General features: G+C 69.8%; 18 protein-coding genes. 10 read left to right on the forward strand and 8 right to left on the reverse strand.

Going from position 1 to position 23,868, the window contains the following annotated elements:
• Window positions 1-6 precede the first annotated feature (6 nt).
• A complete protein-coding gene (locus ABZT04_RS36905) occupies window positions 7-666 on the reverse strand; it encodes a hypothetical protein (protein ID WP_356062468.1) in 660 nt (219 codons plus the stop codon).
• Window positions 667-890: 224 nt separating this feature from the next.
• On the opposite strand from ABZT04_RS36905, the gene ABZT04_RS36910 reads away from it, so the two are divergent.
• Complete coding sequence (locus ABZT04_RS36910) at window positions 891-1,547, forward strand: helix-turn-helix transcriptional regulator (protein ID WP_356062471.1); 657 nt, start codon at window positions 891-893, stop codon at window positions 1,545-1,547.
• A gap of 12 nt (window positions 1,548-1,559) precedes the next feature.
• On the opposite strand, the gene ABZT04_RS36915 is transcribed toward ABZT04_RS36910, so the two are convergent.
• Window positions 1,560-2,588, reverse strand: a complete 1,029-nt coding sequence (locus ABZT04_RS36915) for an alpha/beta hydrolase (protein WP_356062474.1) — start codon at window positions 2,586-2,588, stop codon at window positions 1,560-1,562.
• 218 nt (window positions 2,589-2,806) lie between these two features.
• Between ABZT04_RS36915 and ABZT04_RS36920 the strand changes: the two genes are divergently transcribed.
• Window positions 2,807-3,034: a hypothetical protein gene (locus ABZT04_RS36920; RefSeq protein ID WP_355923188.1), complete on the forward strand. Its 228-nt coding sequence runs from the start codon at window positions 2,807-2,809 to the stop codon at window positions 3,032-3,034.
• A gap of 37 nt (window positions 3,035-3,071) precedes the next feature.
• Here ABZT04_RS36920 and ABZT04_RS36925 read toward each other — a convergent pair whose 3' ends face one another.
• Complete coding sequence (locus ABZT04_RS36925) at window positions 3,072-3,752, reverse strand: 4'-phosphopantetheinyl transferase superfamily protein (protein WP_356062477.1); 681 nt, start codon at window positions 3,750-3,752, stop codon at window positions 3,072-3,074.
• Window positions 3,700-4,605 (reverse strand): metallophosphoesterase, encoded by a 906-nt coding sequence (locus tag ABZT04_RS36930; RefSeq protein ID WP_356062480.1) that lies wholly within the window; start codon window positions 4,603-4,605, stop codon window positions 3,700-3,702. Before ABZT04_RS36930 ends, ABZT04_RS36925 begins: the two co-directional genes overlap by 53 nt.
• Before the next feature lie 349 nt (window positions 4,606-4,954).
• Here ABZT04_RS36930 and ABZT04_RS36935 point away from each other — a divergent pair, with 349 nt between their 5' ends.
• Window positions 4,955-6,106: an ATP-grasp domain-containing protein gene (locus tag ABZT04_RS36935; RefSeq protein ID WP_356062482.1), complete on the forward strand. Its 1,152-nt coding sequence runs from the start codon at window positions 4,955-4,957 to the stop codon at window positions 6,104-6,106.
• 130 nt (window positions 6,107-6,236) lie between these two features.
• On the forward strand, window positions 6,237-7,922 hold the full coding sequence (locus tag ABZT04_RS36940; protein ID WP_356062485.1) for a carbohydrate binding domain-containing protein: 1,686 nt from the start codon (window positions 6,237-6,239) through the stop codon (window positions 7,920-7,922).
• A gap of 77 nt (window positions 7,923-7,999) precedes the next feature.
• On the opposite strand, the gene ABZT04_RS36945 is transcribed toward ABZT04_RS36940, so the two are convergent.
• The 4 genes from ABZT04_RS36945 to ABZT04_RS36960 all read right to left on the reverse strand — a co-directional run bounded on the left by ABZT04_RS36945 (window position 8,000) and on the right by ABZT04_RS36960 (window position 14,597).
• Window positions 8,000-9,250 carry an alpha-L-fucosidase gene (locus ABZT04_RS36945; protein WP_356062488.1) on the reverse strand — a complete coding sequence of 417 codons (1,251 nt, stop codon included), beginning with the start codon at window positions 9,248-9,250 and terminating at the stop codon, window positions 8,000-8,002.
• 91 nt (window positions 9,251-9,341) lie between these two features.
• A complete protein-coding gene (locus tag ABZT04_RS36950; RefSeq protein WP_356062490.1) occupies window positions 9,342-12,398 on the reverse strand; it encodes a glycoside hydrolase family 38 C-terminal domain-containing protein in 3,057 nt (1,018 codons plus the stop codon).
• A gap of 100 nt (window positions 12,399-12,498) precedes the next feature.
• The gene (locus ABZT04_RS36955; protein ID WP_356062493.1) at window positions 12,499-13,836 is read right to left on the reverse strand and encodes a 6-phospho-beta-glucosidase; all 1,338 of its coding nucleotides are present in this window, start codon (window positions 13,834-13,836) and stop codon (window positions 12,499-12,501) included.
• Window positions 13,833-14,597, reverse strand: a complete 765-nt coding sequence (locus tag ABZT04_RS36960) for a DeoR/GlpR family DNA-binding transcription regulator (RefSeq protein ID WP_317879370.1) — start codon at window positions 14,595-14,597, stop codon at window positions 13,833-13,835. Before ABZT04_RS36960 ends, ABZT04_RS36955 begins: the two co-directional genes overlap by 4 nt.
• Window positions 14,598-14,724: 127 nt before the next feature.
• Between ABZT04_RS36960 and ABZT04_RS36965 the strand changes: the two genes are divergently transcribed.
• The 6 genes from ABZT04_RS36965 (at window position 14,725) to ABZT04_RS36990 (ending at window position 23,853) form a co-directional block, all read left to right on the forward strand.
• The gene (locus ABZT04_RS36965; protein ID WP_356062496.1) at window positions 14,725-15,741 is read left to right on the forward strand and encodes a carbohydrate kinase family protein; all 1,017 of its coding nucleotides are present in this window, start codon (window positions 14,725-14,727) and stop codon (window positions 15,739-15,741) included.
• Between the two features lie 120 nt (window positions 15,742-15,861).
• Window positions 15,862-17,148, forward strand: coding sequence for an extracellular solute-binding protein (locus tag ABZT04_RS36970; protein ID WP_356062499.1), 1,287 nt, complete (start codon window positions 15,862-15,864; stop codon window positions 17,146-17,148).
• On the forward strand, window positions 17,148-18,107 hold the full coding sequence (locus ABZT04_RS36975) for a sugar ABC transporter permease (RefSeq protein WP_356062502.1): 960 nt from the start codon (window positions 17,148-17,150) through the stop codon (window positions 18,105-18,107). Before ABZT04_RS36970 ends, ABZT04_RS36975 begins: the two co-directional genes overlap by 1 nt.
• A gap of 13 nt (window positions 18,108-18,120) precedes the next feature.
• Window positions 18,121-18,984 carry a carbohydrate ABC transporter permease gene (locus ABZT04_RS36980; protein ID WP_356062504.1) on the forward strand — a complete coding sequence of 288 codons (864 nt, stop codon included), beginning with the start codon at window positions 18,121-18,123 and terminating at the stop codon, window positions 18,982-18,984.
• The gene (locus tag ABZT04_RS36985) at window positions 18,984-21,971 is read left to right on the forward strand and encodes a glycoside hydrolase family 2 TIM barrel-domain containing protein (protein WP_356062507.1); all 2,988 of its coding nucleotides are present in this window, start codon (window positions 18,984-18,986) and stop codon (window positions 21,969-21,971) included. Before ABZT04_RS36980 ends, ABZT04_RS36985 begins: the two co-directional genes overlap by 1 nt.
• A 52-nt stretch (window positions 21,972-22,023) precedes the next feature.
• On the forward strand, window positions 22,024-23,853 hold the full coding sequence (locus ABZT04_RS36990; protein ID WP_356062510.1) for a LamG-like jellyroll fold domain-containing protein: 1,830 nt from the start codon (window positions 22,024-22,026) through the stop codon (window positions 23,851-23,853).
• Window positions 23,854-23,868 lie beyond the last annotated feature (15 nt).

The following is a 23,868-nucleotide window of genomic DNA, read 5'->3' on the forward strand; positions in this document are numbered from 1 at the left end:
AGGGGCTCAGTCGGCCGCCGGGACCACCCGCAGATGCGCGGTGCCGCGTCCCTTTCCGCGGGCCCTGACGGGTGCGCGGCGTGTCTCGCGGAGGACCAGTGTCAGGCGCCAATAGCCCATGTTCTCAAGGGTTTTAGGGGTTTCGCCGACGATCCGGCAGTCCGTGGCGCCCCAGCGCGGGTCGGGGTGCAGCACCGGGCGGACCGCTCCGTCGTGCTCCACGGCCTCCGCGCCGACCGCGCGGATCCAGTGCGGCAGCCCCTGCCGGTAGGCGGCCTCCATGATGGGGTCCTGGGCGATGTCGCGGCGGATCGCCTGCAGGGCGTGGTCGTGGCCGTGGCTCTCCACGACGGAGGCGAAGTGGGCCAGCATCGGCAGACACCAACGCGACTCGTGCTCACCGAGAACGGTGCCCGCGTCGGGGTGGAAGAGGACGAAGCGAAGGAAGTTGTCCCCGGGCATGGCCGTCGGATGCGGGCCGACCTCCCGGAAAAGTGACTTGAACGCGCCGTTGGTCAACACCACGTCCCAGCGGTGGTCCATGACGACGGAGGGGAAGGGGACGGCCTCCAGCAGCGTGGCGTAGTCCAGCAGATACGCCCGGGCCTCGGGACTCTCGGGGACGGGCCGCGGCGCTGACCGCTGCCCACCTGCCTGGTACGCCATCGGGAGGTCACCCCTCTTGCCTATGCGGCCTTCTCGCGGCGCCTTGATCCTGCTGCCCCGACGCGAGCCGTGTCAACTATCGTGGCATTTCGCGGTGGTTGACGGCTGAAATTGGCCACAGTTGTGGCGAGACCTGGATGCGAGTTCGAACGAACCGCTACTCTCCGGGATGTTCACGGCCCCCCGTTTGTGAGAAGCCTGTGAGAGACGTAGGAGATCTGTCGGTGTCGGATGGCTTCGAGGTACCGGGTGCGACGGCGGACGCCGTGCTGCCCGCCGTCGTCGAGCGTGTCACCGCGCTCGCCGAGCGGCTCGACGTTCCGCAGGCCGAGGTCTTCCACGTGGGCCGGCTGTCGGTGGCCTGCGGGGTCCCGGAGTCCGTGGTCAGAGCCCTGCTGAACGGCCGTCCCGCGGGCGAGCCGGATGTGCAGGCCAGGTTCCTGCAGCGCCTCGACCTGCTGCGCCGCACCAGGCTCAAGCCCAACGGACGCAAGTACACCCAGCAGGAGATCGCCGACGGCGCGGGCATGTCCCGCCAGCAGGCGGGCGCGCTCATCAACGGCGACCGGCGCCCCACCATGGAGCACTGCGACGCCCTCCAGCGCTTCTTCCGCGTGCATGCCGGATTCCTCACCGCCGAGGAGCCCGAAGCCCTCGCGGGAGCGCTCCAACGCACCGAGCAGGAACTCCTGCAGAAGCTCGCGGACCGCGAACGGGCGGCGGCCGAGGCCGCGGAGGACCCGCTGGAGCGGCTGCTCCAGGACCACGGAGTGCGCGGAATCGCCTGGCGCGCCGCCCAGTTGCCCACCGACCAGCACCGCGACAAGGTCGCCGAGTGGCTGGACATGCTCCTGGAGAGCGTGAAGCGTCCCGAGTCATGAGGTGATGCGGCGTCAGGTCGCGCTGCGTTCGCTCGCCTCTCTCAAGTCCCGTTCCACCACCGCGCCGTGGGCCGTGGTGGTGCCCGGGTGGCCCTCGCGCAGGAGGTCGCGCCAGTGGTCGCGGCTCCAGTCGGCGGGGGCGGTGGTGCGGGTGAACTCCTCGACCAGGGTGAGGAATCGGGCCGGGTCGGTGTGGAACGGGAAGTGTCCCGCGCCCTCGAAGATCTCCAGCCGGCTGCCGGGCATCGCCTCGTGGGCGCCGTACGCGTGCCGTACGGGCACCACACTGTCCCGGTCGCCCCACAGCAGCATGGTCGGCATTCCCTCGGTCAGATAGCAGCGGTCGAGCATGGTCACCACCTGGCCCCGCCAGTCGACGACCGCGCGCAGGGTCCGGATGAAGGCGTTGCGGGCGGTCTCGTCCGGCAGCGCGTCGACGACGGTGAGGAGTTCGGGGGCGTCCCGGCCGAGGTCGGTGCCGAGCAGTCTCATCAGGCCTACGGTGAGGCCGACTTGCAGGCGCATTCCGGGCAACCGGAGTGCGGACAGGGCGAGATGGGAGCCCGGGAGCGTGACGAGCCGTAGCACGGGGTTGACCTCGCGGCCCACTCCGCCGGCGCTGACGAGGACGAGCCGTTCGGTGCGCTCGGGGAATTGGTAGGCGAACTGCATGGCCACTCCCCCGCCCAGCGAGTGCCCGAGCAGGGTCGCGGACTCGATGCCGAGGGTGGTGAGCAGATCGCGCAGGCCGTTGGCGTAGGCGGCGACGGAGTAGTCGGCCCGCGGTTTGTCGGAGGCGCCGTGGCCCAGGAGGTCGGGGGCGATCACCGTGTGGGTGCGGGCGAGGTCGGGGATCAAGTCGGCCCAGGTGGCCGAGGAGTCGCCGATGCCGTGGATGAGGACCAGGGCCGGGCCCCGGCCGGCCATGCGGAACGCACGGCGGTATCCGTGCACGACGCGGTACTGCAACTCGACTTCTCCGTCGCCCACCCGGCGCAGCCGTGCGGCGCGCGCCGGGCGCCGTGCCGGGACGTCCGCCACGCGCTCGCCTCCCGTTCACCTGGCCGCCCGGGGACGGCCGAAAGCCCTTCCCTCCAGCGTAGGGCCGCTGTTCCACGGGGGATTTCGGTGACGTTTCGCCTCGGCTAAGCGGGCGAACCGGGGCCCGGTGGAACGGGATTGTCAGTGGCACCCGGCAAGCTGGAGTCGTGCCACCGCCGTGCGGGGGCGCATGACGCCGACCAGGGGAGAGCCGTCCTATGCAGACCGCAGTGATGACCGACCGCGAACGCGCCGCCGTCCAGGCCTATCTACGGCTGCTGCACACGGTCCGCGCAGCCTTCGACGGCCCCCCGGGCGCCGCTCGCCCCGTGCTCGTCCCGCCCTCGGTGCTGGCCGAGGCGGACCAGGCGCTGACGGACGCCGGGCTCGCGGGCAACGAGGAGGCGTTCTTCGGGCTGTTGGAGAGTTGGTGCCCGGAGGGGTGAGGAGCGGGAGGCTCAGGAATGGGGCCGAGGGGCGGGTTCAGGGGTGCGGGACCGTGATCGCCGTGGCGACCAGTCCGCGCCCCACGCTCCAGCGGCCCTCGAAGACGTCGAGGCGCTCGCCGTCGACCACCGGGCCGGGGACGAGGAGGCGGGCGCGCAGACCGCCGCGTGGTTCGTCCCCGGGGTCCGCGAAGAGTTCGATGTCGGCCTCCGAGAAGTCCAGCCACTTCCCGGTGAGGGGGAACCACGCCTTGTAGACGGACTCCTTGGCGCTGAACAGGAGCCGGTCCCAGTGCACTGCGGGCCGCTCCGCGGACAGGCGTGCCAGGCGGGCCTGTTCGGCGGGCAGGGAGACGGAGGACAGGACGCCGTCCGGGAGCGGGGCGTGCGGTTCGGCGTCGATGCCGAGCGAGGCGAGGTCGCCTGCACGGGCCAGCGCGGCGGCGCAGTAGCCGTCGCAGTGGGTCATGCTCCCGATGACACCGTCGGGCCAGGTCGGTGCGCCGTGGGCGCCGGGCGGGATCGCCTGCGCCGGCACGCCGAGCTTCTCCATGGCACGCCGGGCACAGGCCCGGACGGCGGTGAACTCGCGGCGGCGCTTGGGCACCGCGCGGGCCACGCGGGCCTCCTCCTCGGGGTACAGCGGGGCGTCCTGAAGTCTCTCGTCACCGTGTGTCTCCACGGTCACCACGGAGTCCGGGAGCAGCTCCTCGATCACCGGTTCCGACCTCCATCGGCAGGATGCGGCGCAGTCTGCCCGGGGGTTCCGGGCGCTTCTGCCACTCGCGGGGGTATCCCACGGACACCTCCTCGAAGCGGACGCCCTCGTGGTGGGTGGTCCGCGGGATGTGGAGATGGCCGTAGACCATGGTGTCCACGCGGAACCTGCGGTGCCAGTCGGCGGTCAGCGCGGTGCCGCACCACATGGCGAACTCGGGGTACCACAGGACCTCGGTGGGGTGCCGGTCCAGCGGGTAGTGGTTGATCAGGACCGTGGGCAGGGTGTCGGGCAGTTCGGCGAGCCGGCGTTCGGTCTCGGCTACCCGGGCCCGGCACCAGGCCTCGCGGCTGGGGTAGGGGTCGGGGTGCAGCAGGAATTCGTCGTTGCAGACGATGCCGGTGCCGTGCGCGTACGTCAGTCCCTCGTCCTTGGTGGCGCAGCCCGGCGGGAGGAACGTGTAGTCGTAGAGCAGGAAGAGGGGGGCGACGACCACCGGGCCGCCGGGGCCCTCCCATACGGGGTACGGATCCTCCGGCGTGTTGACGCCCAACTCCCGGCACAGGGCGACGAGATGTTCGTAGCGGGCGACGCCGCGCAGGGTGACGGGGTCCTTGGGATGGGTCCACAGTTCGTGGTTTCCGGGGGCCCAGAGGACCTTGCGGAAGCGGCCGGCGAGCAGTTCGAGGACCCAGCGGATGTCGGCCACGGTCTCGGCGATGTCACCGGCCACGATCAGCCAGTCGTCGTCCGTGACGGGGCGCATGTTCTCGACCAGGGCGCGGTTCTCGGCGTATCCGATGTGGAGGTCGCTGATGGCCAGCAGTTGTCCCCCGCCGCCCGTCGACTCCACCCCTGGCCCCCTCCGCGCTCCCGACTGACCCCACGAGATCACATCCCGCCGTACCGCGACAAGACGGCGAGACGGCGAGGCGACAGCCCGACAGGACGGCCGTGGCAGGGCGACCGGACGGACGAAGGCATCGGGGGGCACGGCGACGGGGGTTCACTTGCCGGGTGGGCACCATCGGCAAATCCGTAACACGGGCGTTGCACGCGGCGCCCCTGGAAAGCCGTATGATCGCCCCAACACCACCGTCACGAACGCCCCTTCGCCGAGGGCGGTTTGGTGTACCTCCAAACACCCTGGCCGGGCACGGCCCTGCTTCGCCGTGCCCGCGAACCCGAAAGGACGGCCCTGCATGGTCTCTCGCGTACGCGTCTGGCTCAACCGCACGTACGCGGAGAACGTGTTCTTCATGGATCAGCTGCGGAGAAATCCCAGCGATCGGGCCGTCGAGATCCATGCCACGCACGGCGACGCGGACTCCCCCGTACTGGCCGCCGCCGACACCGCCGACCTGGAGCCCGAGGGCCTGTCCCCGGCCGCGTACGTCGAGTTCGCCCTCGACCAGTGCGCCCGTCGCGGCATCGACGTGTTCGTGCCCCGGCTGCACCAGTCGGAGATCGTGGCGCACCGCGCGGACTTCGCCGCGGTGGGCACCGCGCTGCTCGCGCCGACCCCCGAGGCGGTCGCCGTCTTCCACGACAAGGTGATCGCGTACGAGGCCGTCCAGGCCGTCGGGGTGCCCGTGCCGCCGTGGTGGCGGGTCCGCACCGCGCCCGAACTCGTCGCCGCCGTCGAGGAGTTGGAGACGGCCGGGCACAAGGCGTGCTTCAAGCCGGCGTCCGGTGCGGGTGGGGTGGGCTTCCGCGTGATCACGCGCGCCCCCTTCTCACTCATGCACCTCAACGGCTTCCCCAGCCCCTACGTCCCGCTCGACACGGTTGTCACCGCGCTGGAGCAGGCCGACGAACAGGTCGACTGGCTGGTGATGCCGCGCCTGGAGGAGCCGGAGGTGTCGGTGGACTGCCTGACCGGTCCCGACAATGTGGTCCGGCTCGCCGTGGGCCGCACGAAGAACGGCCGTCGTCGCGGTTTCACCCTGGACGAGCGGTGGCTGGAGCCGGCCCGGCGGATCGCGGAGGGCTTCGGGCTGCACTACCTGTCCAACATCCAGTTCCGGATGTTCGGCGACAGGCCCGTTCTGATGGACGTCAACACCCGCCCGGCCGGCGGTCTGCACCAGCTCTCGCTGTGCGGGGTCAACGCCCCTTGGGCGGCAGTGCAGTTGGCGCTCGGTGAGGACCCGGGCACGATGGAGCCGCCGTTCCTCGGCGCGGACTACGCGGTGGTGTCCGGCCCGCGGCAACTGCGTCCCGTGTCGCTCCCGCACCAGCGCGCGGAGGAGTCGGAGCCCCTGTTGCCGGCAGCGCCCGTAGCCGCGCAGGACGCGGTTCAGACGGCGCCGGAGACCTCCGGGACCGGCACTCGGGCAGCGGCCCGCGCCTGAGCCCCACCACACCTTCATACCGGTCTGGACCAATCATGGCGCAGCACCTTGACACCGTGATTGGTCCATACCAACTTGGTTGCGCACCTTCCTGCACTCCCGAACACCCCCATTCCTTCAGGGAGATCGCGTGCGCAACACACTCAGACGTTCCAGACATCGCCTCCTCGCCCTCCTCGGCACCGTCGCCCTGGCCATGGCCGGGGCCATCGCGCTGCCCGGTACCGCGCAGGCGGCCAACGTGCTGACCAACCCCGGCTTCGAGTCGGGCAGCCTCTCCCCCTGGTCCTGCACCGGGAACCTCGGCTCGGTCGTCTCCTCGCCCGTGCACGGCGGCTCCAAGGCCCTTGCGGGAGCGGTGAGTTCGAGCGACACAGCGCAATGCACCCAGACGGTGGCCGTGCAACCGAACACGGCCTACTCGCTCAGCGGCTGGGTGCGCGGAAGTTACGTCTACCTCGGTGTCAACGGCGGTTCCTCCACGTGGACTTCGTCCCCGTCGGCGTACAGCCAGTTGACGACGTCGTTCACGACCGGCGCCTCGCAGACCAGCGCCACCATCTACGTCCACGGCTGGTACGCGCAGGGCACCTACTACGCGGACGACATCAGCCTCGACGGACCGGGCGGCGGCGGTGGCACGGACACCCAGGCGCCCACCGCGCCGACCGGACTGACGTCCACGGGCAAGACCTCCTCCAGCGTCTCGCTGTCGTGGGGCGCCTCGACGGACAACGTGGGCGTCACGGCGTACGACATCTACAGCGGTTCGAACCAGGTCCTCAGCGTCTCCGGTACGAGCGGCACGGTCAGCGGGCTCGCGGCCAGCACCGCCTACACGTTCACCGTGAAGGCCCGGGACGCGGCCGGCAACACCTCGGCGGCCTCCAACGCGGTGAGCGTCACGACGAGCGCCGGTACCGGTGGCGGCACCGGGTTCACCCAGGCCGCGCCGTATCTCTACGAGGGCTGGGGCGATCCGCCGAGCCCGAGCACGGTGATGAGCGCGACCGGCATCAAGTGGTTCACGATGGCGTTCGTGCTGGACTCCGGCGGCTGCAACCCCGCCTGGGACGGCAGCCGGGCGCTGACCGGTGGCGTCGACCAGACCGCCATCAACCAGATCCGCGCGGCGGGCGGTGACATCGTCCCGTCGTTCGGCGGATGGCAGGGCAGCAAGCTCGGCGCCAACTGCTCCTCGGCGAGCGCGCTGGCCGGGGCGCTGCAGAAGGTGATCAGCGCCTACGGCCTCAAGGCCATCGACATGGACATCGAGAACACGGACGAGTTCGAGAACGAGGCCGTCCAGGCGAAGATCCTGACCGCGCTGAAGACCGTCAAGGCCAACAACCCGGGCCTGAAGACGATCGTCACCTTCGGCACCTCGACGACCGGCCCGACGTACTACGGCAACCGGCTCATCGAACAGGCGCAGTCACTCAACGCCGGCATCGACGTCTTCACCATCATGCCGTTCGACTTCGGCGGCGGCTCCGACATGTACGGCAACACCGTCGCCGCGGCCGAGGGCCTGAAGACCAAGCTGAAGTCCACCTTCGGGTGGGACGACGCCACGGCCTACTCGCACATCGGGATCTCCGGCATGAACGGCCTGTCGGACCAGCAGGAGACGACGACTCCCGCGATCTGGACCCAGATCCGCGACTGGTCGAACTCGCACCACATCGCCCGGCTCGCCTTCTGGTCGGTCAACCGTGACCGCGGGTGTGCCGGCGGCGGAGTGGTGAGCAACTGCTCCGGCATCAGCCAGAACACCTGGCAGTTCACCTCCATCACGGCCGGTTTCACCGGCTGACGACCCCCACCCCTGGCGGCCGGTCCCCCGTGTGGGCCGGCCGCCTCGGTATGTGCCCGAGCGGTCCTCGCCGTCCGTCAGGAACGGCCCGATCCCCGGTACAGCTCCAACTCCCCGTCCAGTTCCACGGCGAGGACCGTGGCGAGCGGGTCGAGATCGGCCAGGGGCGGCGGGTCGATCCACAACTGCCCCACGGCCTCGTGGAGTCCGCCGACGACCCGGTGGGCGAGTTCGGTACCGGTGCCGAGCACGGTGACCCCGCGGACCGGGGTGACCAGTCCACGGACGCCGATCTCGGCGCGCGGGATGTCGTACAGGGTGAGATAGAGGGTGCGCCGGTCGGCGGAGAGGGTGCTCGGACCGTAGTGGTGCCCGGCCGGGAGCCCGCGCACCGTGCCGTACACGGCGTCGGCGTGCTTGCGGATCCACTCCCCCAGGCCTTCCAGGCGCTCCACCTGCGGCTGCGGGATCGTGCCGTCCTCCATCGGGCCGACGTCGAGGAGGAGGTTGCCGCCCCCTCCGATCGTCTCCGTGAAGTAACGGACAAGCTGGCTCAGCGACTTGTGGTTGTCGTCGTGGTGCTGGTAGCCCCACGAGTCGTTGATGGTGAGGCACAACTCCCAGGGCCCGTCCGGGGGTTCGATGGGGGCGCCCTGTTCCGGTGTCGCGTAGTCGCCCTCGCTCAGCATGCGGGCGTTGAAGACGACGTCCGGTGTGTACGAGCGGATGAGCGCGGCGAGTTCTCCGATGCGCCACTGTTCCTCGCCGCGCTCCCACTCGCCGTCGAACCACATCAGGTCGGGCCGGTGGCGGGAGGCCAACTCCCGTATCTGGCCGTCCCGGTAGGCGAGGAACCGCTCCCAGGCCACCAGGTCCTCGTCCTCGGCCGCGCACTCGGAGTACCGGTTGTCCTCCTGCTCCGGCGGGCGGCCCGGCTTGCGAGTGGTGGCGTAGTCGGGGTGGCTCCAGTCGGAGTGCGAGTAGTAGAGGCCGACCTTGAGGCCCCGCTCGCGGAGGGCGTCCGCGTAGCCCGTGAGGTAGTCCCTGCCGAGGTTGAGCTCGCCGAACTCCGTGTCCCACAGGGCGACACCGTCGTGGTGGCGGCTGGTGAGGACGGCGTACCTGGCACCGGCACGGGCGAACAGGTCGGCCCAGGCGCGCGGGTCGTAGTTGGCTCCGGTGAAGCGGTCGAGCTGGCACATGTACCGCTCGTGCGGCACGACGCCGTCGTAGAACGACCAGGACTCCTGGACGCCGTCGACGGCGTAGATCCCCCAGTGGACGAAGATCCCCAACTTGGCGTCGGTGAACCACGGTTGCATGGGCACGGCTGAACTCCCGTTCCGTACAAGGTCGGTTGGGGAAAACGTGCCAGGGGACGGGCCCGGCGTGCGACGACCGGGCCCGCCCCCTGGGGTTCTACTGGCCCGCGTCCGCCCGCTTCAGACGGAGCGTCAGGATCTGGAAGGGACGCAGGGCCACGGCCACCGAGTCGCCGTCGACCACCGCCGCCTCCAGAGGGCGCTCCAGCAGGTCGGTGATCTGGGCGCCCGCGAGCGGGAAGCCCGTGCGCAGGACGCCCTGGGCGCGGCCGCCGCTCGACTCGTAGAGCCGGACCACGACATCGCCGGACTCGTCGTCGGCGAGCTTGACCGCCTCGACGGTGACGCTCTCGCCGTCGACGGAGACGACCGGCTCCGGGGCGCCCCCCGAATCGGCCACCCGCAGCGGGAGGTTGAGGGCGTAGCCCTCGGCGACCGCGTCCTCGATGCTCGCGCCGGGCAGCAGCGAGTAGGTGAAGCGGTGCCTGCCCTGGTCGGCTCCCGGGTCCGGGATGCGCGGGGCGCGCACCAGGCTCAGGCGGACCGTGGTCGTCGTACCGCCGTCCTCGCGGACCGTGCGGGAGACGTCGTGGCCGTACGTCGAGTCGTTGATGACGGCGACGCCGTAGCCGGGCTCGGCGAGGTGCACCCAGCGGTGACCGGAGACCTCGAAACGGGCCGCCTCCCAACTGGTGTTGGTGTGCGTGGGCCGCTGGATGTGGCCGAACTGGATCTCGGCGGAGGAGTGCGCCGCCCGGATGTCCACCGGGAACCCGGCCTTGAGGAACTTCTCGGCCTCGTGCCAGTCGATGTCGGTCTCGAAGTCGATCCGGGGGCTGCCCGCGCGGACCGTGATCGTCTGCACGATCTTCGAGCCCTTGCCGAAGGACCGCTCCACCCGGATCGCGCCGAGCAGCGGATCCTGCTCGACAACCGTGATCGACTCGGCGTCCAGGAGGTCGGTGTAGCGGTTCTTGTAGTGCTTGTCGACGTCCCAGGCGTCCCAGTAGTTGGGCAGGTCCGTGTGCAGACGCAGCAGGTTGCCCTGGTCGGCGAGGACTTCACGGCCGCCGTGGCGCAGGTCGCGCACGGAGGCGAGGGTGCCGTCGTCGGCGAGTTCGACGCGGACGATCCCGTTGTCGAGGACGCGGTCGGTGACGGTCACCGCCTGCGGGACGTACTCGGCGGCCAGCGGGGCACTGCCGTTCGCCGGAACCGTCGCGTACATCGGGACCCCGGTCGCCGTGCGGATGACCTCGGCGCGGTCGTAGGGGCTGGTGTTGAAGACACGGGTTCCGCCGCCGCCGAGCGCGGCCACGGCCGTCGCCGTCAGCTCCTCCAACTCGGTTGCCACCCGCGCGTATTCGGCCTCGGCCTCGCGGTGCACCCAGGCGATCGAGGAGCCCGGCAGGATGTCGTGGAACTGGTGCAGCAGGACCGTCTTCCACAGCCGGTCGAGCTTCTCGTACGGGTAGGCGTAGCCCGGTGCGTGCAGCGCGGCCGTGGTCGCCCACAACTCGGCCTCGCGCAGGCGGTGTTCGCTGCGCCGGTTGCCCTGCTTGGTGCGGGCCTGGGAGGTGTAGGTGGCGCGGTGGAGTTCGAGGTAGAGCTCGCCGACCCAGACCGGGGCGTCCGGGTACTCGGCGCGGGCCTTGGCGAAGAACTCGTCCGGGTGCTCGACGACGACCTTGGGCGAGCCCTCCAAGTCGGCGAGCCTGCGCGCCCGTTCCATGATCTCGCGGGTCGGGCCGCCACCGCCGTCGCCCCAGCCGAACGGCGCCAGGGAGCGGGTGGCGTTGCCCTTCTCCTGGTAGTTGCGGACCGCGCGGGACATCTCGACGCCGCTGAAGCGGGCGTTGTAGGTGTCGACCGGCGGGAAGTGGGTGAAGATGCGGGTGCCGTCGATGCCCTCCCACCAGAAGGTGTGGTGGGGGAACTTGTTGGTCTGGTTCCAGGAGATCTTCTGGGTGAGGAACCACTCGTTGCCGGCCAGCTTGGCGAGCTGCGGGTAGGCCGCGTTGTAGCCGAAGGAGTCGGGCAGCCAGACGCCCTTGGTCTCGATGCCGAAGTGCTCGATGAAGAACCGCTTGCCGTGGACGAGTTGGCGGGCGATGGCCTCGCCGCCGGGCAGGTTGCCGTCGGACTCGACCCACATGCCGCCGACCGGCGCCCACTGGCCGCGCTTGACGGACTCCTGGATACGGGCCCACACCTGCGGGTAGTTGTCGCGCACCCACTCGTACTGCTGGGCCTGCGAGCAGGCGAAGATGAAGTCCTCGTACTCGTCGGCGAGGGAGGTCACGTTCGAGAAGGTGCGGGACGTCTTGCGCTTGGTCTCGCGGATCGGCCACAGCCACGCGGAGTCGATGTGTGCGTGCCCGACCCCGGAGACGATGTGCGCGCTGGCGTTGGCGGGCTTGGACAGCACCGGCTTGAGCGCGGCCCGTACGTCGGCCGCCGTACCGGAGACGTCGTCCAGGTCGAGCAGGTCCATGGCCCGGTCCAGCGCGTGCATGATCTCGTGCCGACGCGGGTCGTGCTCGCCCAACTCCAGCATCAGTTCGCGCAGCACCTGGATGTCGAGGTCGAGGTGGAAGACCTCCTCGTCGAGCACGGCGAGGTCGGCACGGCGGAATGTATACAGTGGACGGTCGCCCGCCGTCAGTACATCGCCGAGGGGGGTCGGCTCCGCGAAGTCGTTGGCGAGGATGTCGGGGTTGGAGGCCGCCTCGACCAGATAGTCGATCACCTCGCCGCCGGTCGCCGGGTTGGCGATCGCCACGTACTGGTTGAGCGGGTTGACGGCCTTGAGCGGGGTCCCGTCCGTGAGGTGGACCAGAGCCTCGGCCTGGTTGCCGGGCCAGTCGCCCGTGAAGCCGAGGTCGATGACGGCCTCGACGCGCTTCCCGGCCCACTCGGCGGGAACCTGTCCGTGCATCCGGAACCAGGTGGTACCCCAGGGCGGACCCCACGGGGTGTCCATCGCGAACGGCGCGTACAGCGCCGCCGCGGCCTCCTCGAAGGGGACCGGCTCCCCGGGGGCCTGCCAGGCCTCGACCGTGAGGGGCGCGGTGGCCGCGTAGATCGCGGGCTTGATGCGCTGGTTGTGGGCGCGCTCGACGCGCTCCTCGATCCGGCGGCGTTCGTCGTGCATGGGGAGTCTCCAGGGAACCAGGGAGCTGCTGAGAGATGGGGAAGCCGCTGCGAGCAGCGAGCTGCCGAGAGCGGAGGGAAAGCGCTTACCGGGTGGCTGCCTACTTAAGGTACGCCAGGCCCGGGTGGACCTCGGTATAGCCCTCGACCAGCCTGCGCGCGACGTTCACCGAGTCGACCAGCGGGTGCAGCGCGAAGGCCTTCACCGCTGTCGCACGGGAGCCGCTCTCGGCCGCCGCGAGGACCTCGCGCTCGACGCCCTTGACCGCGCAGACCAGGCCGGTCGCGTGGTCGGGAAGCGGATCGACCGCGACGGGGTGGGCGCCGTTGGCGTCGACCAGGCACGGCACCTCGATGACGGCGTCCGCGTCGAGGACCGACAGGGCGCCCTGGTTGCGGACGTTGAGGATCAGGGTGGTGCGTTCGTCGCGGGCGATGGCCCGCATCAGGGCGAGGGCGACCTTCTCGTAACCGCCGGAGAGGTCGTCGGCGTCGCGCTCACCGGCACCCGCCGTCTCCCGGTTCTCCGACATGTAGGTCGCCTCGCGCTCGGCGCGGGTGCGGTCCCAGGCGGTCAGCGCGGAGGCGTCGGGGCGCTTCATCTCGTCGTAGAACCGCGCCTGCTGGTCGCGGAGGAACGCGCCGCGGGTCTTCTCGACCTCGCGGTAGGCGCGGACTGTCTCGCGGTTGAAGTAGTAGTAGTGCAGGTACTCGTTCGGGATCGCGCCGAGGGACTGGAGCCAATCGGTGCCGAAGAGCTTGCCCTCCTCGAAGGAGCCGAGCAGGTCCGGGTCGGCGAGCAGGCGCGGGAGTTCGTCGCGGCCGGCCACACGCAGGCCGCGCACCCAGCCGAGGTGGTTGAGGCCGACGTAGTCGATGAAGGCCTCGCGCGGGTTGGCGCCGAGGACCTTGGCGATACGGCGGCCGAGGCCGACCGGTGAGTCGCAGATGCCGATGACGCGGTCGCCGAGGTGGCGGGACATGGCCTCGGTGACCAGGCCCGCCGGGTTGGTGAAGTTGATGACCCAGGCGTCGGGGGCGAGCCGGGCCACCCGCTGTGCGATGTCGACGGCGACCGGGACGGTTCGTAGACCATAGGCGATCCCGCCCGCGCCGACCGTCTCCTGGCCGAGGACGCCTTCCGCCAGCGCCACCCGTTCGTCGTTCGCGCGGCCCTCCAGGCCACCGACGCGGATCGCGGAGAAGACGAAGTCGGCGCCGCGCAGGGCCTCGTCGAGGTCGGTGGTGGCGGTGACCTTGGGGGCGTCGGGAACGATGGCGGCCTGTTCGGCCAGCACACGGGCGACTGCATACAGTCGACTGTCGTCCAGGTCGTGCAGCACCACCTCGGTGACCCGGCCCTCGCCGCGGTCGGTCAGCAGTGCCCCGTACACGAGCGGCACGCGGAACCCGCCGCCGCCCAGAATCGTCAGCTTCACGCTTTCACCTTTCCTGCCACGACGACCTCGACGCCCGCTTCCTCCAGGGAGGAGCGGGTCGCCGGGTCGACCGGGGCGTTCGTCACCACCGCGTCCAGGTCCTCGGGACCACACACCTTCGCCATGCCCGTACCCGGGAACTTCTGCGCGTCGGCGAGCAGGACGACCTTTTCGCCGGCCTTGATCATGGCCCGCTTGACCGGCACCTCGACGACCGTCGTGTCCATCACCTGCCCGCCGGGGCGCACCCCGCTGGTGCCGAGGAAGAGCCAGTCGGCGTGCAGTTGGCGCAGGTTGTCCTCGGTGAGGAAGCCCACCAGGGAGCGGTACTCGCGTCGGACCATGCCGCCGAGCAGCACCAGTTCGATGCCCTCGTCGTCGGCCAGCTCCTCGTAGACCACGAGGTTGCTGGTGATCACGGTGAGCCGGCGGCCGTGCAGTTGCCGGGCGAGGCGGTAGGCGGTGGTGCCGATGTCGAGGAGGACCGACTGGCCGTCCGCGACCATGGCGGCGGCGTGTGCGGCTATCGCGTCCTTCTCGGCCACCCGCACCTCGGCGACCTCGGCGAAGGGCTGGTCGCCCTCGTCGGCCACGGCACCGCCGTGGACCCGGGTGAGCAGCCCGTCCTCCTCCAGCTTGAGCAGATCGCGCCGGATCGTGGCGGGGCTCACACCCAACTGCTCGGAGAGATCGGTCACGGCCGCGGGGCCACCGGAGCGCAGGGCCCGCAGGATGAGTTGATGTCGTCGTTCTGCCAGCACGCCGCGAACACTACTCGTCATCTTCAATCATTTCTATGCTCAGTTCTGCTCGGGTATTGACCAATCTCGTCGAGCGGCGCACGATTCCCGTCACCGAAATGAAGAATTTTGACGAGAGGATGTGCGCGTGGATGACGACCGGCCCGATGTGCTGCTGACCGGGCTGCTCTTCTACGACCTCGTCCTCACGGGTCTGGGGCAGCCGCCGACGCCGGGCGAGGAGATCTGGACGTCCGGCATGGGCTGCGGCCCCGGCGGCATCGCCAACCTGGCCGTCGCCGCGTCCCGCTTCGGCCTGAACACCTCCCTGGCCACGGTCTTCGGCGACGACTTCTACGGCACGTACTGCCACGAGGTCCTCGCCGACCAGGAGGGCGTCGACCTCTCCCTGTCCCGCACCGCGAACGGCTGGCACACCCCCGTCACCGTCTCGCTCGCGCACGGGGACGATCGGGCGCTGGTCACCCACGGCCAGGAACCGCCGTACTCCCAGGACGAGTTGATGGGCGACCCGCCCGAGGCGCGGACGGCGCTGGTGCACATCGAGGCCGAGCCGCGCGAGTGGCTCGCCAAGGCCTCCGCGAACGGCACGCACATCTACGCGGACGTCGGCTGGGACCCCACCCAGCAGTGGTCCCGCGACCTCCTGGACCAGCTCGCCCTGTGCCACGCCTTCCTCCCCAACGAGGCCGAGGCGATGGCCTACACCCGCACCGACAGCGCGGTCGCGGCGCTCGGCACGCTCAGCGAACTGGTGCCCGTCGCGGTGATCACGCGCGGCGGCGACGGTGCGGTGGCCGTCGACCAGACGACGGGCGAGTACGCGGAGGTCCCGGCGCTGGACGTGGACGTGCTGGACGCGACGGGCGCGGGTGACGTGTTCGGCGCGAGTTTCGTCGCGGCCTCGCTCGGCGGCTGGCCGCTGGAGGAACGGCTCCGGTTCGCGGTGCTCGCGGCCGGGCTGTCCGTCCAGCACCACGGCGGCGCACTGGCGGCGCCGGGCTGGTACGGCGTCGACCGTTGGCTGCATACAGTCCACGATCCCGAACTGCAGCGTGCATACGGCTTCCTCGTCGACAGGATCCCGGCGGACCCCGGCCCGCCGATCGCCTACGCGCCGGTCACTCCCCCCGCACCGCAGTAGCCCCCACATCGCAGCCCCCCCTTGGTCACCCCCTCGCAAGTCCCCCGGAATTCCCCCCCCACTCAGCCCCTCTGTGCACGACCCGAACAGATCGAACAGATCCGAAAGGCGGTGGGAGCTGTGCGGCTCTCACGAAGAGGCCTGCTCCGTGCGGGCCTGGCCGGTACGGCCGCCACGGCGCTCGGCGGCCTGGCGTCCGGCTGTGCCGTTCCGACCGGTTCCACCGGCCGGAACATGGTCCTGTGGTACTGGGACGGCGGCCTCGGCGACACGGTCGTCAAGAAGGCCAAGGCGCGTTACGACAGTACGGTCGACCTCCAGGCGATCAAGATCGGCGGCTACTACCGGTCGAAGCTGATCACCACGATGGCCGGCCGGGCCCACATCCCCGACATCGCCGGCCTCAAGGGCGAGGACATGGCGTCCTATCTGCCCAACTCCGACCAGTTCGTGGACCTCAGGACGCTCGGCGCGGACAAGTACAAGAGCCAGTTCCTGACCTGGAAGTGGGAGCAGGGCATCGCCGACGACGGCACGATGGTCGGCTTCCCGATCGACTGCGGGCCGGTGGCGCACTTCTACCAGTACGCGGTGTTCCGCAAGGCGGGGCTGCCGTACGAACCGGCCGACGTCTCCAGGGAGTTGAACACCTGGGAGAAGTTCTTCGCGGCCGGTGTGCAGTTGAAGAAGCGCATCCCGGGGACCTCGCTGCTGACCGACGTCAACAGCGTCTTCGAGAAGGTGGTCGAGCAGGGAAGCAAGCGCTACGTCGACAAGGACCGGCACTTCATCGGCGACCAGGAACATGTGCGCAACGCCTGGGCGCTCGCGGTGGAGGCCAAGCGGCGCGGGATCGTCTCGGACCTCGTCACCGGTACCCCGGACCAGATCTCGGCGGTCGACACCGGGAAGCTGCCCAGTCAACTCGGCGCGTCCTGGGCGACGTACGACATCAAGAGCGGCAACCCGAAGACGAAGGGCAAGTGGCGGGTCGCCGACATGCCGGTGCGACCGTCCAACAACGGCGGTTCGTTCCTGTCGATCACCAAGGCCTGCCGGGAGCCCGAGCGGGCCTTCGAGATCATCGCGTGGATGCTCAACGCGGCCAACCAGGCCTCGGGTTACGTGGATGCGGGCCTCTTCCCGTCCACGCCCGCCTCGTACGGCCTGAAGCAACTGCGGGCGCCCGACCCGTTCTTCGGCGGTCAGGTGACGACGGACGTCTTCGGTCCGGCCGCGCGGAAGATCACCGTCGCCTACAACAGCCCGTTCGACGTCGCGCTCGGGCAGCCCATCAAGGACGAGATCAAGAACGTCGGTGTCCTCGGCAAGGACCCCGAGAAGGCCTGGAGTGACGCCATGAGCAAGTGCCGGCGCATCGCGGACCACCTGGGGGTGAGCTACTGATGGCCACCGCACTGGACAGGCCCCCGGCCGCCGTGGACAGGACGTCCGCCTCCCCGCAGCCCAAGAAGGGGTTCCGCAAGTACTGGCACCTGTATGCCGCGATCTCTCCGTTCTATCTGCTGTTCCTCTGCTTCGGGTTGATCCCCGTCGGCTTCTCGCTCTACCTCTCCTTCCACCGCTGGGACGGCCTCGGCTCGATGGAGTGGGCGGGTCTGTCGCAGTACAAGTACCTGCTGAGCGACACCGACTTCTGGAACTCGATCGGCAACACGCTGATCATCTGGGCGCTGGCCACCTTCCCCATGATCTTCCTGGCGATGGTCACGGCCGTGATGCTCAACTCGGCGGTCCGCTTCAAGAACGTCTACCGCTTCGCCTACTTCCTGCCGAACGTCACCTCGGTGGTAGCGATCGCGATCGTCTTCGGCTCGGTGTTCTCCACCAACTTCGGCCTGGTGAACGCCCTGTTGCAGGCGGTGGGGATCGACCAGATCGCCTGGCTGAACACCCCGTGGGGCATCAAGATCGCCATCGCGACGCTGATGACCTGGCAGTGGACCGGCTACAACGCGATCATCTTCCTGGCCGGACTGCAGACAATCCCCGGTGAACTGTATGAAGCGGCCCGTATGGACGGCGCCGGACCGGTGCAGACCTTCTTCCGGATCACGCTGCCGCTGCTGCGCCCGGTGCTGCTGTTCGTGCTCGTCATCTCGACGGTCACCGGACTGCAGAGCTTCTCCGAACCACAGGTGCTGCTACAGAACACCTCGAACGACTCGACGTTCGCGGGCGGCCCGGGCCACTCCGGCCAGACGATGGTCCTGTACTTCTTCCAACAGACCTTCGACAACAACGACTTCGGTTACGGCGCCGCCGTGGCCTGGGGCATCTTCCTCGTCGTCATCCTCTTCTCCATCGTCAACTGGCGCCTGGTGCAGCGCCGGGGCGAAGACTAGGGAGTCGGTCACCATGGCATTCCTTCAAGGCACACGGCGACCGAAGGCGATCCGGGGCACCCGGAGCCGCGGCGTCGCCCTGCATGTCTCCCTGATCCTGGGCGTGTTGCTCTCGGCCTTCCCGTTCTACTGGGCCGTGATCATGTCGACGCACACCTCGTCGGAGATCTTCTCCTACCCGCCGAAGCTGCTGCCGGGTTCGCACTTCCTGGAGAACGTGCGCAGCCTCTTCGACAACATCGACTTCTTCGGCTCGATGTTCAACTCGGTGCTGGTGGCGGGGTCGGTGACCTTCCTGGTCCTGTTCTTCGACTCGCTGGCCGCGTTCGTCTTCGCCAAGTTCCACTTCCCGGGCAGGAACGTGCTGTTCGCCCTGCTGATGGTCATCTTCATGGTGCCGGCGCAGCTCGCGGCGATCCCGCAGTTCGTGATCATGGCGAAGCTCGGCTGGATCGGCTCGATGACCGCGCTGATCGTGCCGGCGGCGGCCAACGCGTTCGGCATCTTCTGGATGCGCCAGTACATGAGGAGCGCGATCCACGACGAACTCCTCGACGCCTCCCGCATCGACGGCGCGCACTTCCTGCGCCAGTACTGGCACGTGGCCCTCCCGGTGGTCCGGCCGGGCCTCGCCTTCCTCGGCATCTTCACCTTCATGGGCCAGTGGAACGACTACGCCTGGCCCCTGATCGCCCTCACCAACCCGAACAACGTGACGCTCCAGGTCGCGCTGTCCCAGCTCAACGGCACGCACGGCACCACCGACTACGGAATGGTCATGACCGGCGCGCTCCTCGCCCTCGTCCCCCTGCTGATCGTGTTCGCGGTCGGCGCCAAGCAGATCATCGGCGACCTCGGCAAGGGAGCCATCCGCTGATGACGGACCCGCTGTTCGCGCTCCGCCCCTGGGAGTCACCCGAAGTGACCTCCTGGGGGCGGTTGCCGATGTCAGCCGTCGACCGCCGCGTCGGCGCGCTCGCGCTCGACGGGGACTGGCGCTTCCAACTGCTGCCGGCGCCGGACGCGCCGGTCGGGGACGCGTGGTCCTCGGTATACGTGCCGAGTGTATGGACTATGGAATCCACCGACGCCGCCAGCGTCACCGGCACCGCCGACGCCGGTGCCGGTGCCGGTGCCGGTGCCGACGCCGGTGCCGACCTTCCGCAGTACACGAACGTCCGTATGCCGTATGCAGAATTCCCTCCACTGTCGCCGGTCGACAATCCGACGGGTGTGTACGAGCGGGAGATCGACATCCCGGCCGAGTGGGCCGGGCGGCGGATCGTGCTCCAGGTCGGGGCCGCCGAGAGCGTGCTGCTCGTGCACGTGGACGGGCGGCCCGTGGGCGTCTCCAAGGACTCCCACCTCGCCGCCGACTTCGACCTCTCGGACGTCGTACGTCCCGGCGGGCGCGCCACCGTACGGCTGACCGTCGTCAAGTGGTCGGACGCCTCGCACATCGAGGACCAGGACCAGTGGTGGCACGCGGGTATCACCCGGTCGGTGCTGCTGTACGCGACCGATCCGCTGTATCTCGCCGACGTGACCGTGCGAGCTCGGTACGACGGGGAGCTGCGGGTCGACTGCCAGGTGCGAAACGCGGGCGGTGCGCTGCCCGCCGGGTGGTATGTCGTCGGCGATCTGGACGGCCAACTCCTGTGCCAGGACGAGGAGTTCGACCGGTTCAACCAGGAGGACGACCGGGTCTCCGACTTCCTCGGTGAGGCCCGCATCAGGGCCACGGTCCCCGAGGTCCGCGCCTGGAACGCCGAGACGCCCGAGCTGTACGGCCTGACGGTCCGGCTGCACCGGGCCGACGGATCGGTCGCGGACACGTCGTACCGTCGCATCGGTTTCCGTGACGTGGAGATCGTCGGACGGGACCTGCTCGTCAACGGGGAGCGGGTGTTCGTCCGGGGCGTCAACCGGCACGACTTCCATCCGCTGACCGGCCGGACCGTGACGTACGACGACATGCGCGCGGACCTGGTCCTGCTGAAGCGGTTCGGTTTCAACGCGGTCCGCACCTCGCACTACCCGAACGACCCGGCGTTCTACGACCTCGCCGACGAACTGGGCTTCTACGTCGTCGACGAGGCGAACATCGAGTCGCACGACCACGCCCACGAGATCGCTGACGACGCGCGCTATCTGAACGCGTTCGTGGACCGGGTGTCGCGGATGGTGCTCCGCGACAAGAACCACCCCTCCGTCATCGTGTGGTCGCTGGGCAATGAGTCCGACTACGGCGCGAACCACGACGCGGCGGCCGGCTGGGTCCGCCGGCACGACCCGACCCGGCCGATCCAGTACGAGGGCGCGGCCAAGCGCGGCTGGGCGGACCCGGATCTCGCCTCCGACATCGCCTGCCCGATGTACGCGTCGCTGGAGGACTGTGTCGCGCACGCGCTGTCCGGGGAGCAGACGAAACCGCTGATCCAGTGCGAGTACTCGCACGCGATGGGCAACAGCAACGGCACGCTCGCCGACCACTGGGCTGCCATCGAGTCAACCCCGGGTCTTCAGGGCGGCTTCATCTGGGAGTTCTGGGACCACGGGATCCTGCAGCGTGTGAGCGACGGAAGACCCACCGGCCGAGCGGGAGCCGGCCTCTACGACAACGGTGTCGCCGCGCCCGGTCACCGCTGGGCGTACGGCGGTGACTTCGGCGAGAGCGTCCACGACGGCGCGTTCATCGCGGACGGCGTGGTGTTTCCCGACCGGACACCCAAGCCGGTGATGTTCGAGCACCGGGAGATCGCGGCGCCGGTGCGCATCGAGTGCTTCCGGCACGAGGGCATCGTCCTCGGCAACCACCAGCACTTCCGGGGCCTCGACTGGCTTGCCGGGACCTGGGAGTTGGCGCTCGCGGACGGCCGCACGCTGACGGCTCCGGCCGAACTGCCCGCGCTGTGCCCGGGCGAGACGGTGGCGGTTCCGCTGCCGTTCGAGCTGCCGGAGGACGGCGGGGAGGCCTGGCTGACGCTGCGGGTGAGAACGGCCGAGGACCAGGCGTGGGCGCCTCGCGGCACGGAGGTGTGTACGCCCCAGGTACGGCTGCGGGCGGCGGCGCGCGCGACGGCACGCCCCGTGACCAGCGGTCGGGTGGAGGTCGACGGCGAGGGCCTCCTCCTCCACCCGCTGCTGGCCCTCGCCCCGACCCTGTCCCTGTGGCGGGCGCCCACCGACAACGACGAGTTGGGCGGAATGGCGCTGCGCTGGCGGGCCTGGGGGCTCGATTCGCTGGTCCGGAAGGTCGTTTCGGTACGGCGGGACGGCGAGCGTGTGACGACGGTCGCCGAGTACGCCGGGGCGGTCGGTGTGGTCCGGCACTGCCAGGTGTTCACGCCGGTCGAGGGCGGGGTCCGGGTGGAGGAGTCGGCCGAACTGCCCGAGGAGTTCGACGACGTGGCCCGGGTGGGCACCGTGTTCGAGACGGCGCCCGGTCTTGATCTGCTGGAGTGGTTCGGCCGGGGTCCGTGGGAGTCGTACCCCGACCGGAGCACGGGCGCGCCCGTGGGTCATCACTCGGTCCCCGTCGACGAGTTGTTCACCCCGTATCTGCGGCCGCAGGAGAGCGGTGGCCGGCACGGGGTGCGGCGGTTCACGCTGTCGGCGCCGGACGCCACCGGTTTCACCGTCGACCTCGACGAGCCCCGCCAGATCTCGGTCACCCGCTATCGCGCCGAGGATCTGACCGCCGTACGGCATCACGACGAACTGGTGCTGCGCGCCTCCTGCGTGGTGCATCTCGACGCGGCGCACCGGGGTATTGGCACGGCCTCGTGCGGCCCCGACACCTCGGCTCAGTACCTCGTCGCACCGGGCGTCCATCGCTGGAGCTGGACCCTGCGCGTTCTCTGAACTCCCCAGTTCTCAGCTGCTTTCACGAGCACTCACCCTGTACGGAGCACACGTGTGTACTTCGCATGAGCACGATCAGTGCGAGACGGCCCAGGCCGGCGCCGGACGGCGCAATTTCCTCCGCGCGACGGCCCTGCTCGGCGCCGCCGCGACGGCCGGTGTCGCGCTGCCGGCCAGCGCCGAAGCGGCCCCGGCGACGGCGAGTTGGCGGCCCGACACCGACAGCCGCCGCTTCACGCTGGCCGTGATGCCGGACACCCAGTACCTCTTCGACGGGCCGAGCATCGACAAGGCGCCGATCGAGGCCTCGCTGCGCTATCTCCTGGAGCACGGCAAGGAGAAGAACATCGTCTTCCTGTCCCACCTGGGCGACCTGACGCAGAACGGGGCCGAGCCCGAATTCGCCGCGATCGGCGAGGCGTTCGGGCTGCTGGACCGGCGGGGCGTCGGCTACAGCGTGCTGGCCGGCAACCACGACATCCGGTCGTCGACGGACGACCAGCGCGGCACGTCGCCGTACCTGGACGCGTTCGGCCCGCAGCGCTTCAAGAACAAGTCCACGTTCGGCGGGGCCTCTTCGGACGGCTACAACACGTATCACGTGTTCAAGGCGGCCGGGCGGGAGTGGCTCGTGCTCGCGCTGGACTGGCGGCTGTCCGCGAAGGGCTACGCCTGGGCCAAGGACGTCATCGCCCGGCACCCGAAGACTCCGGTCATCCTCACCACGCACGAACTGGTCGTCGACGACGACGCGTTGTCGGACTACGGGCAGCAACTGTGGGACCAACTCGTCGCCGACCACGATCAGATCTTCCTGACCCTGAACGGCCACTACTGGCCCGCCCGCCGGGCGACCCGCAGGAACGCGGCGGGCAACGACGTCCACCTTCACCTGACGAACTATCAGAACCGTTATTTCGGCGGCGCGGCGATGATCCGCCTCTACCACTTCGACCTGGACCGCGACGTCATCGACGTGGAGACGGTGTCACCGTGGATCCTGGGCCGGGCGGCGAAGGGTCTCAACGAGCTGGAGCGGCAGGAGATCGAACTCAGCGGCGACGCCGACCGGTTCTCCGTCGACATCGACTTCGCGGACCGCTTCGCCGGCTTCGACCCGGTGCCGGTGCGGCCGGCGCGCCCCGCGTCGAAGATGGTGATCCCGGGCACGGCCGCCTACTGGCGCTTCGAGTCCCCGGTCTCCGGCACCGTCCGTGACCTGTCCGGCCGCGGCAACGACCTCACCGTGGTCTCCGTGAACGGCGGCACCCTGGGCTGGTCGGCCGAGCACCACCCCGACCAACCGGGCCACGGCAGCCTGGAGTTCACCGGCTACAAGTCCCCGCTGAAGGGCGCGTACCTGCGGACCGTCGACGGTGCGCCGCTCAACTCGGCGACGTTCAAGGACGGTTACACCATCGAGGCGTTCTACTGGCTGCCCGCCGACTGGAACGCCTCGCACAACGCCTGGGCGGGACTGGTCAGCCGCACCGGCCGCAACGGCTCCGTCGGCACGGTCACGGACGACCCCGACGAGCCGCTCGCCACCCTGTCCCTCTCCGACGGCCCGGGACCGCAGTGGGCGGTGCACCCGCTCAACCAGCGGCAGTTGGCGACCAACTGGGGCGACGAGACCGACCCCGAGATCTGGTGGCACCTCGCCGTCGTCAACGACGGACGGCACACCACGATGTATGTGCAGGGCTGCCCGGTGGCCCGCAATCCGCACGCCCCCGCGATCGGCATCGCCTCCTCCGGGCAGCCGTGGCTGCTCGGCGGCTACGAGTACGCCGACAAGATCGACCAGATCCTGCACGGCCGCCTCGGCGACGTACGGATCGTCTCCCGGGCGCTGCCCGTGTCCTCCTTCATGACCCACTGACAGCCCTCCAGAGGA

This window comes from Streptomyces sp. NPDC005492 (assembly GCF_040605995.1).
In the GTDB taxonomy this organism is placed as follows: Bacteria; Actinomycetota; Actinomycetes; order Streptomycetales; family Streptomycetaceae; genus Streptomyces.

What these genes read in the sequence shown, in the direction of transcription:
- ABZT04_RS36950 (WP_356062490.1), bottom strand. Translation starts at nt 12,398, where the DNA reads ATGCACGACGAACGCCGCCGGATCGAGGAGCGCGTCGAGCGCGCCCAC.
- ABZT04_RS36985 (WP_356062507.1), top strand. Translation starts at nt 18,984, where the DNA reads ATGACGGACCCGCTGTTCGCGCTCCGCCCCTGGGAGTCACCCGAAGTG.
- ABZT04_RS36975 (WP_356062502.1), top strand. Translation starts at nt 17,148, where the DNA reads ATGGCCACCGCACTGGACAGGCCCCCGGCCGCCGTGGACAGGACGTCC.
- ABZT04_RS36905 (WP_356062468.1), bottom strand. Translation starts at nt 666, where the DNA reads ATGGCGTACCAGGCAGGTGGGCAGCGGTCAGCGCCGCGGCCCGTCCCC.
- ABZT04_RS36980 (WP_356062504.1), top strand. Translation starts at nt 18,121, where the DNA reads ATGGCATTCCTTCAAGGCACACGGCGACCGAAGGCGATCCGGGGCACC.
- ABZT04_RS36935 (WP_356062482.1), top strand. Translation starts at nt 4,955, where the DNA reads ATGGTCTCTCGCGTACGCGTCTGGCTCAACCGCACGTACGCGGAGAAC.
- ABZT04_RS36920 (WP_355923188.1), top strand. Translation starts at nt 2,807, where the DNA reads ATGCAGACCGCAGTGATGACCGACCGCGAACGCGCCGCCGTCCAGGCC.